Here is a 13,409-nt window from a genome sequence, read left to right as displayed (position 1 = left end):
TAATAAATCAACAAAACCTTTTCATATTTGATAGAACAAAAGAGTTTAGTTTCAAGCAGATACAATTTGAATAAAATACTTCTTTCAAACAAATATAATAATATTTCATTGTAAAAAAGCTGAGGATCCCCCAAACTTTTTAATACATCTAATCTCTTATTAAGGGAAGCACCATATCACTATCAAGCTAAGAAAAACAAATTCCCCCAAAACGAAAAACAAGCCGTCTTCTGTCAAAAACACACGGAATTTCCATCCTGGAGTGTTATACAATTCTTAAGTTGATGGGTATGTATAGTGACCCCTATAAGGGCTTTTCTCCATACAAGGAATGGAGAGTATTTTTTGAGAACCCCACTCAAAAAAACTTCCTCCTTTCTCCTTGCATTTCGAAATTCGGCAGGTATAGGCATGTTGCCAAGTCGAACATACCAAAAACGAGGATTTAGGTAGTACGACTTGGACTAGCAATTGTACCTGCCGAACCGCCTAGATCTACTGTTCAAAAATAAGCTCTTACTCTATATTTTTATAACACGAAAACAAGGGGAAAATAGAGAATATCGCTTTTTATCCCATATTTTCATGTGTTAATATGGGATAAAAAGGGGTTTGAATGGGAGCGATTATATGAAAAAAATCACCTTATATAATTTTGGGGATTGGACTTAGTACGCTTTTTTTAATTAGATATGGTTTGTTAATATTTTTAGCATATTGGAGAGCTCAAGAAATTGCTCAAAGCAATGGTATTATGTTCGGAATAGGGATGCTTTTATTATTATTTGTAGTTATTTTTAATAGACGTAATCTTGGTAATGTCAAATAGGGATAGGTAAATAAGAAGATAGATAGGGGTAGCAGTATGGGTGAAAAGAAATTTATAAACTATGAGAAAGACCCAGAGTATTTAAACGATTATGTAGCATTTACAAGTAAAAAGTTTGGAAAAACCTATTATTTGACTACAGACGTTAAGGGGTACACAGAGTATGAATTGGAAGCGTATATTGTAGAACTGGAAGCATATAAGAAAAAGAGAAGAAAGAAAAATTGGATATACTTTGGTTGTTTTGTATTGTTTTATATAGTCTTGTCAGTAATAGAGGGTTATCAAAACGATAAACTAATTGTGAAAGGTAAGCCATTAGAAGCACCTGTTCTTGGGAGACATGTTGAGACCGAGTATCTTATTCTGGAACACCCTACTTTAGAATTGATTGTTGATGATAAAGTTAAAAAGTTATGGGTAAAGCAGGAGTTGTATGACAGTATAACTGTCATGGATAAGGCGAAGGTGATTGAATATAAAGGTGAGATTAAGTTAGACCCTAGATACAAAGGTGAAGACTTAATTATAAGGTTTATTAAAAAGGAAAAAGAAGTAGGAGTGTAAAATAAAAAAAGGTGTGGTAGCAGTATGGAGATGAAAGATAAGGGGCAAGAAATTAAATCAAATGATAAGCCTTTAGCTTTTGGTTTGATTCTTTTCATTGTACTCAGGTATTTTTGCCCAAATCCCTGAGATGGGGGAATTAGGTATAAATTTAGAATTTTTTATTTCAAAAATACAACTTATAATTATTTGAAATATTTCAATTGAAATGTATATATTTTGACATAATCATTTTTAAAAGACGTTAAAATCCTTTGTTTATAAGGATCTTTTAATAATTCGCTTGCTATTCCCCCATTTCGAGGAGATGGACAAAGAAACTCAACACCGGATTTTAATACAATAAATGTTGTAAGGGAAAACATTTGGCCTAAGCAAAAAAATAACGAGCTGCCCATATGGACAGCTCATTTACATAATTCTTGTTATTGGAAGTTATTCTAAATGCCTTCTGATTGGAGAGATTCAATCTTTGTTTTGTTTTTCTAACAGTTGAATAACCTTATCTAATTTTTGCTCAATTGGATCTTGTTTTTTGCGATTGTTGGTATGCCGAATTATACGTATAATCCCCCCAAACAGTGCACCGAGGATTACTAAAATAATAGCAATTCCTATGTAATAAATAGAGTTTTCTAAAGGCATTATTTAGAACCTCCTTTCCCCCTATTTTACCATTTATAAAAAGTGATATGTTGTTTGATTTTGTTTGTATATTCTATACATGTGAGGTTGACATAACGTCTAAATTATCGGTAGCAAGGAAAAAGGAGAAACCCTACTCTTACAAGGGAACCTCCTTTTTTAGTTCTATCAATCTATGCAATTTTTAATACATTCCTATTATAGTACGGTTTTAGGTTTTAGGTTTTAGATTTCTTGTTTGTTACTAGATCAGCCGAAATGCTGGCGGTACCCATTAAATAGCAAGTGTAGAGATTGCTTGTTTGTAGATTAGTTGTTGTTTACCATGAACCATCATTAGGACGGTAAATTTATCTGTTGCAAGGATCTGCCCACGCACTGGAACGCCATTCTTTAAAAATACAGTAACTTCCCCTTTTTTCTCTTTCAATTGTTCATACATATCTTCTTGTAAATTAAACATGGAATACACCCCTGGTTTGTTTGGATTTACTTTTCTTCTAATACCTGCTGCTTTTCACTGTTGAATATTTGTGCTTCCCATTCACTTTCTATTTTTCTAAACCATTTTCCTATTTTGCTTAGATAATATCTTTTTACTTCCCCATTAGGAATCCAAATTTCACGTTCCTGTATTTGATTCATCACTTCATGAAGAATCTCATCATGTTCATACTTTCTAGGTTTTCTATAATGTGTTTTTACAAACTGTGTATATTCTCTACGTAACCAATTAGAAATATGTTGTCTTTGTCTTTGCTTGAGATGTGACCATTTTTTATTTGTTTGAAGGATTTTTCCATTTACTTTTATGTGGTTTTTCATCGACACTCATCCCCTTTTACTAGCAAAACGAATATATAACTATCGTAACACATTTAAATTGAAATACTGCTCTAGGTACATATTTCGCAAGAAATCTATCCAAAACAAACGATATAGTATCGATTAAGCGAATTAATTAAGCATAAAAATTAAATGTAGACTATTGAGTATGTATTTTGTTTTTTATTAAACAATACGGTACGTGAAATTTTATATTCTTCTTATAAAAAAAGCCCCTTAATTAAAAGGAGCACTTATTTTACAAGATACTGTTCAATTTCTTTTATTAATAGTTCTGCACCTTCTGGACTTAATGTGATCTTACCATTTGCTAATGCTATGTTGCGATTTGACACTTCTCCTGTTAATGCACAAACACGACCAGGCTTATACTTCTGTAAAACAATGTCTTCCCCTTCTACAAAAATCTCTAATGGTGATTTTTCTTTAATCCCAAGCGTATTTCTAAGTTCCTTTGGAATTACTATACGCCCTAATTCATCCACTTTTCTAGTTACTCCAGTTGCTTTCATCTATTCTCTTTCCCCATTTCATTATCAATTTGTACCCAAGCTATTCTTGACTATTGTAACAGGCTTTCACCATACATGAGAAACATAATGGGATACAGCCGAGATACGTGTAAAAACAGGTCATGCGCTTACTTTTATTTCCAACCTACGACCTATTGGGTTTTATATAGGAATTTTTTCTTCTATTGGTTGAGGGATCTTCTGTAAATCAATCACATAGTCCCCAAAGCGTTATATATATTGTCATATAAGGACTTAGCGTTTCTAGATCTTAGCATGAAAAGTGATAACTTTCATTTTTTAGTTGTCATAAAATCATAGTGATATCTACAACATTTTGAAAAACCATTATAGACTTCTACTTTATTGGTACTAACTGTAATTTGTTCACGTAATTTCATATCAGAAATTACAAAGTAAAAACAGAACATGAAATACGCAAAAAAGTTATCACAGGGTAGATTCTCAAAACATTTGAAAATCCCCCCGCGATAACGTGGTCATTCATAGGTGTAAACGATTAAAATCCCCAAATATCTACTTCTGCTGCTGAAGCAAATCCATTCTGTCCTTTTGTCACTTCTACTTTTACATATTTTGCAGTAACCGGGTTGAATTTTACTGATTTTTTATCAGCATTATTTTCCCATGTTCCTGAAGTTACTTTTTCATAATTAACGCCATCCACACTCGTGTAAATATTGTAGTTTAAAATACGGCCATTTTCCGATCCATCTTGCCTTGGAAGATAGTCTACTTGTGAAATCGTTTGATTTTTATCAAGCTCCAACGTTAAATTATATGGATATTGATTTGCTGTCCAACTACTATGCCAAAATGTATCTGATTTTCCATCAATTGCCTTACTAGCTGAATCTTGTGATTCCACACTATTTGCACTTGCTTTCATTGTAGTTTTAGGCAATACAGATGGTTTAGCAGGAGTGACTCCTATCTCTGCTGCAGATGCATAACCACCGTGGCTTGTCACTACTTCCAATTTTACATACTGTGCATTAGTATTTGCAAATGTAGCAGTTTTCTGAGTAGAATCATCTGCCCAAGTTCCACTTGCAACTTTTGTGAAATTGGTACCGTCAAGACTAGTATAAATGTTATAAGAAGTTATATTTCCGTTACTAACGTTATCTTGTCTTGGCAAATAAGTCAAACTAGAAATGGTTTGAACTTTATTGAGTTTTAAAGTGATATAAGGATTTTTATCACTTAGATTCCATTTGTTATGCCAGAATGTTGATGGATCTCCATCAATTGCATTTATTGCAGCCTCATCACTATCATTTTCTTGACTGGATACCGCGTATATTGAAATCAAAGCAAGACCGTCTTTTTCTATCTCTGAACGTACAGTTGTTAACATTTGTCGTTCCGCATTATTAGGAGTGCTTTTAACGTTGGCGAGTGTATTATTTAATTGGATCATTAAATTTTGCTTATTTGTATCATTATTATTAATTAACTGATCTTTATATAGACGTACAAGGTCATAAAGTGCTCGAGGATCATTTGCAAATTGTTTCATGACTTGATTATTGATAGTAGACCATTGTGCTGATGTCGTAGCCCCTTGCTTGACTAGACCTTTAATATAATCAACCCAAAGTGGAAAGTCTGACTGTCCAGCTTGGTCTAAGGTCAACGCAGCAGAACGAATATTATTAGCCGCAATAGAATCTTGACTTGCAACGTAATTAGCTAAGAAACGCAACTGTTCTTGAGTACTTAAAATAGGTGTCATTGTACCTGTATGATTGGTTGCATTTTCATACGTATTAATGTAAGAAGGGTAATAGTTTGGTCCTCCAGAAATTAGAAAATCAGTTCCCCAAGGTTGATAGAATGTACTTACTGACTTTCCCCAACCAAAAATATCATTATTGAGTTGCCAGTATAATTTCCCATCGCTTTGAGCTCCCAAATACGACATAACTGCATGGCCAGGTTGTCCATAGAAGCTTGTTGGAACCCCAAAGACCTTTGCAACTTCACTACCAAACCCTGAAATGATACCACAAACACCACCGTCTCTTAATACATTTTTTATGTCCCAAGGAACCCCAAAGAATTTATCATTGCCATCATAAACACTGGCATTGTTATTGTTAGGATTTTTATCTTGATAAGTTAACAACCACAGAACATTTGAAATATGACTTTGATCTAATTGAATATTAGCAGAATTGAACTTTTGAGATCCGATTCCTGAACGAACGTAGTCCTGAATATAATCAATATCAGCATCTGTCAAAGCACTGTCCACTACCATACGCATATGCACTACATCATACCCGTTGAAGCTAGTGAACAACTTTCCGTTCTGTTGCATCGTTTTGAATTTTTGATATCTAGAAACAGGATCAATTTCTGAATGAATGCCACTGCCATCGGCTGCTTTACCTGTTGCTTCCCAAGTAGTAATTGGCTTTGAAAAGTCTAATGCTACTGCCGTAGCCATTCTTAGATAAACACCCTTGCTTGTTTGATTGGAAATGTCTTTATCCGCAGCCCATAACTTTTGTAAAATCTCAAGTGATTTCATCGAATCACCACTAGGAACACCACCTTGCAAATATGTGTTCAGCACATCGTTGTTTGACATCAGCCAGTTTAGGAAATCTGTATGTGCTTGCCCCCTATTTGCGAATTCTTGCAGTTTTGCTGTTCCACCACTTTGTGTTATAAATTGTGCTCGTAGTATTTTTGACAAATTGGTGGCATCACTTGTCATTGCAATAATATTACTAGCCGACATCGTTTTTAAACTAGAAACGTCAAAAGTTGGAGACGATAAATCAATTTGTTGCGTTATAGCATCAGCATGAACATTCAAATTATTTATAGCGGTAGGTGTGAATAATGTCGTTGTCAAAATAGCAGCTGCTATAAATGCTTTCTTTGTTTTTTGTAATCTACCATTCTTTCTTCTATTCATATAAGTCAATCCTTTCGTTCTAATGTTCAAATGAAATACCAATTTTTTGACTAATTCCACAAGAGGTTTTATTAAATGAATATTTATTTTGAACAATATTGTTTATATTTTTTGATGAATACGATTAAAAAACATAAGAGTCTAAAACTTCCAAGTCTTTTCCTAATTTTTCTAGATACATATTCCCCCCATTTAATTCTTAAGTCATACATAAATCACTCCTCTAAGTAAGAATTTAAGATAAATGTCTTATCTCAAAATCCTACAACGAATACTTAACTTACATATTAAGTATAATTAAAGAAAAAAATTCCACAATTGAGAAAAAATAAAACGTTCAAAATTTACATTAATGTAAATTTTGAACGTTCATATAAAATATAATACATTCTATTGGGATAAATTTAATATATATGCTGTTAAAAATTATTTTAAATAGAGTATTTCGAATTCATAAATGTAAAAAAGATAGAGAAATTTTATTTTTTATAGATATGGTGGGTCAATGTACAAATCGTTGCCGTACTCCTTAGACGAATAAAGGAGTTTTATCAAAAAACAAAAATCCGATTTCAAATAATATTAGAAATAAAAGTAAGTCTATGACCTTTTTTTACACGTATCTCGGCTGTACCCCTGGGAGGGATTATACGTATAATTCTGCGTAACAATAATCACAAAAAACAAGATCCAATTGAGCAAAAGTTAGATAGAGTTATTCAACTGTTAGAAAAACAAAACAAAAATTGACCTTCCCTCCAAACAAGAGTGATTTGCTATAAAAATCATTAATAGGAGCTAAAACATGAATTTTGCAGAGAAAGAAATTAAGAAAACCAAACAAAAAGTGTTAATTATATTATTTTGTATAGCTGGTTTATTCGTATACGGAGTGTATTGGGCATTCTTCAGTATGGATCGACTACCTACAGGTGAAAAGATTGCTGAAAAACAATCTCCTGACGGAACATATACATTTAAAGCTTATGTAACAAATGGCGGAGCAACAACAAGTTTTGCTGTTAGGGGAGAGTTAGTATTTAATCATCGTAAATATTTCAAGATAAAGAATGTGTATTGGAATTACCGAAAAGATACGGCAAAGATTGTATGGAAAGACAATGATACAGTAATCATTAACAGACATACGTTAAATGTTCCTGAGGATACATACGATTTCAGAAACGAATAACTGTAGACTTATAGATACATTAACTACCGTTAGCGGAAGTCAGTTATTTTGGTTTTAATTTCTTATTGAAATACAGTAAACCACTTGCTATTAGGAAAGTGGTTTACTGTTTAGAGTGACATTCCTTGCAATTGATTTTCCCTTCATTATCAAGCCATTTCTTGATTTCAGTCATGCCTGCATATTCTGGATAGCGTAATTCTACATACACAAGTTCTCCGCCTTGAATGTCTTTTCCGCAACTTACACACTTAGGTTTCACTTTAAACATGATATATTTCCCCCTTTTACCTAATTGTATCATTTGGAATAAGCAATTTGTTTTATATTTTTGATGTATAAGATATTCATGTTCGGTTAACATAACGTCCCATTATCAGCAATGAATCTATCTAGAAACTTAGAAAAAATCCCTTCAGAAGATCTGAAGGGATTTTTTCTTCACATAATTTGTGTCACCAAAAGTTAATTCTCTTGTCAAAACATGATTTTAAAATAAACAAACAAATTGATTCCAGAAACAATAAAAAAGGAAATAGCCATAATCTTATTTGCTTTCTTATTTCCCCTCTTTTGAAAAATAAATAATATACCTAACAAAAAGATAGTGATTGCTAATAATAATTGAGTTATAGCTGCATTTGATTGAGTAAGATCATTGTAACTATAAATACAAAAACCGATAGTAATGAAAGAACTAATAGCCAATAATATCCTAGTCATGAAACTCACTTCCTTTTAATCCTATATGGGGTGGCACCACATGCCCATCAAGCTAAGGGTTTTAAGTACCCCCTAAATGAAAAAATTTTTCTCTGTATTTAGTTATTTTGAGAAATGGACTCATTTTTTGTTTTGGGGTGTGTACTTTTCTTAAGTTAATGGGCATGGGATAACGCAATTGAAAAACTGTTTTAAATTTTCTTTATTTATCTAGTAATCTTTGGTAATATTTAATTTAGAGATGTAAAGAAAGGGGAATCTATATTACACATGTGGAATATCTTGAAATGATTATTTAATTGGATAGAGACAGTGGCGGTCCTTGGTTATTAAGGATGCGTTTATTTGTCTATCTTAAATCATTCAAGGGATACATGGTGTGGACAATTAAATTCCCATTGCCGAGCAGATACCTTTGTATATCTGCTTTTATTTATGGGCAAAAATACATCTCTATTCACACAATCATAGAGTCCCTAAATTGGGGGAATTTTAATGAGAAATCAGTACGAAAAAGAAGAAGCACTAACAGGAGGGAATGTCTCCAGTGTATATCGTTTTGGGGATACGGTTCGACGAGAATTAAAGCCTGATAGTATTAAAATTCATACATTGCTAAAACACCTTGAAAACAAAGGCTTAAAAGGTGTGCCAAAGTTTCTAGGTATCGATGAAAAAGGAAGAGAGATTTTATCCTTTATTAAAGGAGAAGCTGGCAATTATCCGTTAAAAAAATACATGTGGTCGGATGAGGCTTTAAAAGATATCGCAAAAATGCTTCGTCTCTATCATGATGCGGTGAGTGATTTTCCAATGGAAGAACGTTGGCAGCCAATTGATAACACTCCACAGCCATTTGAGGTGATGTGCCATAATGATTTTGCCATCTATAACATTATTTTTAATCGCGGAAGACCAGTAGGTGTGATTGATTTTGATTTGGCCGCTCCTGGTCCAAGACTTTGGGATATCGCCTATACGCTTTACACTTGCGTTCCTTTAAGTAGGCTTTATCATACAGAAGCAGGCCAAGCCATTTATTATGATTCGTTAAAGGATGCCGAGCGAATCAAACAAAGGGTTAAATTGTTTTTTGATTCCTATGGTATGGAGGGAATAGAAAAAGGGTTTTTAGAAATGGTATTGCTACGAGTAGAAGGATTATGTAAAACCATACAAAGGAAAGCCAAAGAAGGCGATATTGCGTTTCAAAAAATGATCGAAGAAGGACATTATGATCATTATCAAGAGGAACTTCAATTCATTCGCGAACACGGAAAAGAATGGATTTAAGAGAAAAGTCTTGGTGAATTAATGGATTGTAAGTGATTAAAAAGAAATGCCACCCTAAAATGATAAAATACGCTATTCTTTCTGTAGAATCATAGGAAAGGATGGCGTTTTTTATGTCTGTTTCTGTGTCTGACGAATTACAACTGTTTGCTCAAGAAATTCAAAGCTTTTTATCTCCGAATTTCTTACGAGATCTTGCTAGAGATGTTGGTTTTGTACAACGAACCAGTAAGTACCAAGCAAAAGACTTAGTCGCTTTATGTGTATGGATTAGTCAAAATGTCGCTAAAACCTCTTTAACTCAGTTATGTAGCTGTTTAGAAACATCAACAGAAGTGCTCATCAGTCCTGAAGGACTGAATCAACGGTTTAATGAGGCGGCTGTCCAACTTTTACAACGCCTACTAGCTGAACTACTAAACAAAAAAATGGACGCATCTATGCCGATTTCTTCGCCATACACTTCTGTTTTCAAGCGTATTCGTATTTTAGATTCAACTGCATTTCAACTCTCCCAGATGTATTTTCATCGGTTTATCCAGGTGCAGGGGGATGCAGCCATACAGCTGGCATAAAAATTCAACTTGAGTATGATTTGTTAAGTGGACAGTTCCTACATATTCATACAGGTCCAGGTAAACAACATGATCGCACTTACGGCTCTCTGTGTGCCCCAACTGTGAAAGTGAATGATTTATGTATCCGAGATTTAGGTTATTTTCATTTGAAAGACCTTCAATATATACAAGATATGGAGGCCTACTATATCTCTCGTATCAAGTCGAATACACGTATTTATCAAAAAAATCCTACCCCTGATTATTTTCAAGATGGAAGAATTAAGAAAGGTACAGAGTATATACAGATAGATATGGAGACGTTAATGAACTCCCTTCAACCAGGGCAAACATGTGAAATAACTGATGCTTATGTAGGAATGATTGATAAAATGCCAGCTCGTGTAATTGTTCATCGATTAACAAAACAACAGCAACAAAAACGATTACAAGATCAAACTGTAAGAGAAAAAAAGAAAGGAATGAAGTATTCTCCTCGTAGTAAACGACTCAGTGGTCTCAATGTATATATGACAAACACCCCTACAGATATTGTCCCGACGGGACAAGTACATGATTGGTATTCTTTACGTTGGCAAATCGAAATTTTATTTAAAACGTGGAAGTCATTCTTTCAAATTCATCATTGTAAAAAGATAAAACCAGAACGATTGGAGTGCCATTTATATGGTCAATTGATTGCCATTCTACTCTGTTCTTCTATCATGTTTCAAATGCGACAATTGCTCCTAATGAAAAAAAAACGAGAGCTTAGTGAGTATAAAGCCATATATATGATCAAAGACTATTTTCTTCTTTTATTCCAAACTATACAAAAAAACACCCAAGAGCTATCAAAGGTGTTACTTCGCCTGTTCAATCTCCTACAGCAAAACGGGCGGAAATCTCATCGATATGAGAAAAAAACGGTCTTTGATATATTAGGTGTCGTTTACAATTGTACCATGTCTGATAATCAAGCCGCTTAATTCAAAAAATGAAACCCGTTAGGGTTTATTTCGTATGCAAATCTTTTAATCACCTACACTTGCCCTTTAGAAAAAAGAAACAATCTCGCCTAAAATTGACTTTGCATAATCTTAGCTTGATAGCGATGGGGTGGCACCACACATCCATCAACTTAAGGATTCAGACCATTTTTGAAGTTAAAAGCACGTTACTATTTTCTTATGTTAATGAGAAAGGGTGACGTGCTTTTTATGAATATGAATCAAAAACAAGAATTATCTTTATTCGCTGAAGAGTTATATCGATATATGTCTCCCGCTACACTTAATCAATTAGCCATAGAAGCAGGCGGGATGAAACGAAAACGTAAGTGCCACGGGCACCATTTCTTATCTTTGTGTGTATGGCTTAATCAACAAGTCGCTACTACCTCTCTTACTCAACTATGTAGTCAATTAGAAACTTCAACAGGAGTTTTATTAAGTCCGGAAGGACTTAATCGGCGATTTAACTCGGCTTCTGTAGCCTTCTTTCGAACGGTGTTTACTACACTTCTACAAGCTAAAATTGGAGGCGTATCTAAGATTTCTCATTCTCTTTCTTCCTACTTTGAGCGCATTCGCATCCTTGATTCTACAACCTTTCAAGTTCCAGATCGATTCGCATCCACTTATCCTGGTGCCGGAGGATGTAGTCATAAAGCTGGTGTGAAAATTCAACTAGAGTATGACTTGTTAAGTGGAGAATTTTCTGATGTGAAAATTGAACCAGGAAAACGAAGTGATCAGGCATATGGTGCGACTCGAACAGGCATGATACAAAAGAATGAGCTGTATATTCGTGACTTAGGATATTTTCGTCTACAAGACTTTCAGTCTATTCAAGACAAGCAAGGGTATTATTTATCTCGTCTTAAGTTACCAACTAAAATATATAGAAAAGAGTTCGAAACAGTGGTATTTAAAACAAAACCCTCTCAATTAAAACCGGTATATATACAAATTCATTTGGAAGACATTATGAAACAATTACAACCTGGCCAAGTGTATGAATTACACGATGTATATGTAGGGAGTAAAGACAAACTGCCTACTCGTATTGTAGTTTATAGGTGTACCGAGGAGCAAAAACAGAAACGCCTACATGACCGAGCTATTCGTGAAAAGAAAAAAGGAATTACATATACAGAGCGCACGAAGCTTTTACAAGGTATTACGGTATATATGACAAACATTCCTACGGAATGGGTACCAAAAGAGAAAATCTATGATTTATATTCATTACGTTGGCAAATTGAGCTGTTATTTAAAATATGGAAATCTTGGTTTCAAATTCATCGTTGTAAATCTATTAAACAAGAGCGATTAGAATGTCATCTTTATGGGCAACTCATTAGTCTTCTACTATGTTTAAAATGCGAGAACTCCTATTACGTAAGAAACAGAAAGAGCTAAGTGAATATAAAGCGATGTACATAATTAAGGATTATTTTTCACTTTTTTACCAAGCATTACACAAAAACACCCAAGAATTATCAAAGGTTCTCCTTCGTCTGTTTAACCTCCTACAGCACAACGGACGAAAATCTCATCGATACGAGAAAAAGACAGTCTTTGATATTTTGGGTGTTGTCTATGAGTATACCACTTCCATTCATCAGGTAGCATAATTATAGTGGAAAAATTGTAACCCTTCGGGGTTTATTTGATATGCCTACTTTTAGGATATCTATAAAAAATAATGAAAAACTACATGGAAAGATCCGCCTTTGTATAAACATATACCTTAAGTTGATGGATGTGTGGCGGTACCCCATGCCCATCAACTTAAGAATTGAGAATGCCCCCATAAAAAAATTTCCATTCTTTCCTGTTAGTCCATAATTACGGTCACGTGAATGATAAAAAGCCTATATAGAATGAATCATTCCATATAGGCTTTCATGTTAACTTAAAAAGTTATTTTAGTTTTTCTTTTATTTTTTGAGGTACATCCTCACTTTTAACTACTTCATATTTATTAATTAATGTGATTTTATTTGGTGTTTTTTTGTTTGCCTCTTTATCTTCGTCGGCAGTAATTTTTACATATGTTCCTTCTGCAATGGATTTATTATTATTTATACTAAACCGAATCGTTTTTTCTTCCCCATTTTCTTTAAATCCTTTTAAAGTATATTCAGATGCACCTCTTATATTATCACCTTGTCCTGCTATTTTCACATAATAAGTTTCTGAAAAAAAACTTTCCAACATAGCTACATCCTGTTAATACACTCATAAATATAATTCCAGTTATACCAATAGATGCTATACGTTTTAAC

The 13,409-nt window shown here is 33.6% G+C and carries 12 protein-coding genes and 3 pseudogenes; 6 read left to right on the top strand and 9 right to left on the bottom strand.

The features are described from left to right. The first annotated feature begins 865 nt into the window (after positions 1-865). Positions 866-1,396, top strand: coding sequence for a hypothetical protein (locus B9A45_RS29615; protein WP_084065718.1), 531 nt, complete (start codon positions 866-868; stop codon positions 1,394-1,396). A 465-nt stretch (positions 1,397-1,861) separates the two neighbouring features. Here the strand turns inward: B9A45_RS29615 and B9A45_RS29605 are convergent, their stop codons facing one another. From B9A45_RS29605 to B9A45_RS29580, 6 genes and pseudogenes are all read right to left on the bottom strand, one after another. Next, positions 1,862-2,041 (bottom strand): DUF4083 family protein, encoded by a 180-nt coding sequence (locus tag B9A45_RS29605; RefSeq protein ID WP_084065716.1) that lies wholly within the window; start codon positions 2,039-2,041, stop codon positions 1,862-1,864. 274 nt (positions 2,042-2,315) lie between these two features. Beyond that, on the bottom strand, positions 2,316-2,504 hold the full coding sequence (gene hfq, locus B9A45_RS29600; RefSeq protein ID WP_016119219.1) for an RNA chaperone Hfq: 189 nt from the start codon (positions 2,502-2,504) through the stop codon (positions 2,316-2,318). 26 nt (positions 2,505-2,530) lie between these two features. Then, the gene (locus tag B9A45_RS29595; protein ID WP_084065715.1) at positions 2,531-2,866 is read right to left on the bottom strand and encodes a transposase; all 336 of its coding nucleotides are present in this window, start codon (positions 2,864-2,866) and stop codon (positions 2,531-2,533) included. 254 nt (positions 2,867-3,120) lie between these two features. Then, positions 3,121-3,399 carry an AbrB/MazE/SpoVT family DNA-binding domain-containing protein gene (locus B9A45_RS29590; protein ID WP_084065714.1) on the bottom strand — a complete coding sequence of 93 codons (279 nt, stop codon included), beginning with the start codon at positions 3,397-3,399 and terminating at the stop codon, positions 3,121-3,123. 162 nt (positions 3,400-3,561) lie between these two features. Further along, a pseudogene (locus B9A45_RS33290) lies at positions 3,562-3,809 on the bottom strand (hypothetical protein); the annotation flags it as partial. Between the two features lie 110 nt (positions 3,810-3,919). After that, entirely contained in the window at positions 3,920-6,352 is a 2,433-nt protein-coding gene (locus B9A45_RS29580; RefSeq protein ID WP_084065713.1) for a discoidin domain-containing protein, read from the bottom strand. A gap of 621 nt (positions 6,353-6,973) precedes the next feature. On the opposite strand from B9A45_RS29580, the gene B9A45_RS29575 reads away from it, so the two are divergent. Next, entirely contained in the window at positions 6,974-7,102 is a 129-nt protein-coding gene (locus B9A45_RS29575; RefSeq protein ID WP_084065988.1) for a DUF4083 family protein, read from the top strand. Between the two features lie 55 nt (positions 7,103-7,157). Next, entirely contained in the window at positions 7,158-7,544 is a 387-nt protein-coding gene (locus B9A45_RS29570) for a DUF5412 domain-containing protein (RefSeq protein ID WP_084065712.1), read from the top strand. A 103-nt stretch (positions 7,545-7,647) separates the two neighbouring features. On the opposite strand, the gene B9A45_RS29565 is transcribed toward B9A45_RS29570, so the two are convergent. Both B9A45_RS29565 and B9A45_RS29560 read right to left on the bottom strand, forming a co-directional pair. Continuing rightward, positions 7,648-7,815: a hypothetical protein gene (locus B9A45_RS29565; protein ID WP_026593253.1), complete on the bottom strand. Its 168-nt coding sequence runs from the start codon at positions 7,813-7,815 to the stop codon at positions 7,648-7,650. Positions 7,816-8,021: 206 nt separating this feature from the next. Then, positions 8,022-8,267 carry a hypothetical protein gene (locus tag B9A45_RS29560; protein ID WP_084065711.1) on the bottom strand — a complete coding sequence of 82 codons (246 nt, stop codon included), beginning with the start codon at positions 8,265-8,267 and terminating at the stop codon, positions 8,022-8,024. 495 nt (positions 8,268-8,762) lie between these two features. Between B9A45_RS29560 and B9A45_RS29555 the strand changes: the two genes are divergently transcribed. The 3 genes and pseudogenes from B9A45_RS29555 to B9A45_RS29540 all read left to right on the top strand — a co-directional run bounded on the left by B9A45_RS29555 (position 8,763) and on the right by B9A45_RS29540 (position 12,755). After that, on the top strand, positions 8,763-9,560 hold the full coding sequence (locus tag B9A45_RS29555) for a phosphotransferase (RefSeq protein ID WP_072941681.1): 798 nt from the start codon (positions 8,763-8,765) through the stop codon (positions 9,558-9,560). Between the two features lie 113 nt (positions 9,561-9,673). Beyond that, positions 9,674-11,106, top strand: a pseudogene (locus B9A45_RS29550) (IS4 family transposase). Positions 11,107-11,337: 231 nt separating this feature from the next. Further along, positions 11,338-12,755, top strand: a pseudogene (locus B9A45_RS29540) (IS4 family transposase). Positions 12,756-13,044: 289 nt separating this feature from the next. On the opposite strand, the gene B9A45_RS29535 reads toward B9A45_RS29540, so the two are convergent. Beyond that, positions 13,045-13,341, bottom strand: a complete 297-nt coding sequence (locus B9A45_RS29535; RefSeq protein WP_256891729.1) for a DUF1093 domain-containing protein — start codon at positions 13,339-13,341, stop codon at positions 13,045-13,047. Positions 13,342-13,409 lie beyond the last annotated feature (68 nt).

Origin of the sequence: Bacillus sp. JKS001846, assembly GCF_900176455.1 — a bacterium.
Classification (GTDB): Bacteria; Bacillota; Bacilli; order Bacillales; family Bacillaceae_G; genus Bacillus_A; species Bacillus_A cereus.
Note: the sequence above shows the minus strand (reverse complement) of the source record. Positions and strands in the feature narration are given on the sequence as shown.

Bases quoted from the DNA above. Each gene is read 5' to 3' on its own strand.
- B9A45_RS29590 (WP_084065714.1), bottom strand. From the start codon at position 3,399: ATGAAAGCAACTGGAGTAACTAGAAAAGTGGATGAATTAGGGCGTATA.
- B9A45_RS29565 (WP_026593253.1), bottom strand. From the start codon at position 7,815: ATGTTTAAAGTGAAACCTAAGTGTGTAAGTTGCGGAAAAGACATTCAA.
- B9A45_RS29535 (WP_256891729.1), bottom strand. From the start codon at position 13,341: ATGTTGGAAAGTTTTTTTTCAGAAACTTATTATGTGAAAATAGCAGGA.
- B9A45_RS29605 (WP_084065716.1), bottom strand. From the start codon at position 2,041: ATGCCTTTAGAAAACTCTATTTATTACATAGGAATTGCTATTATTTTA.
- B9A45_RS29560 (WP_084065711.1), bottom strand. From the start codon at position 8,267: ATGACTAGGATATTATTGGCTATTAGTTCTTTCATTACTATCGGTTTT.
- hfq (WP_016119219.1), bottom strand. From the start codon at position 2,504: ATGTTTAATTTACAAGAAGATATGTATGAACAATTGAAAGAGAAAAAA.
- B9A45_RS29570 (WP_084065712.1), top strand. From the start codon at position 7,158: ATGAATTTTGCAGAGAAAGAAATTAAGAAAACCAAACAAAAAGTGTTA.
- B9A45_RS29595 (WP_084065715.1), bottom strand. From the start codon at position 2,866: ATGAAAAACCACATAAAAGTAAATGGAAAAATCCTTCAAACAAATAAA.
- B9A45_RS29580 (WP_084065713.1), bottom strand. From the start codon at position 6,352: ATGAATAGAAGAAAGAATGGTAGATTACAAAAAACAAAGAAAGCATTT.
- B9A45_RS29555 (WP_072941681.1), top strand. From the start codon at position 8,763: ATGAGAAATCAGTACGAAAAAGAAGAAGCACTAACAGGAGGGAATGTC.
- B9A45_RS29615 (WP_084065718.1), top strand. From the start codon at position 866: ATGGGTGAAAAGAAATTTATAAACTATGAGAAAGACCCAGAGTATTTA.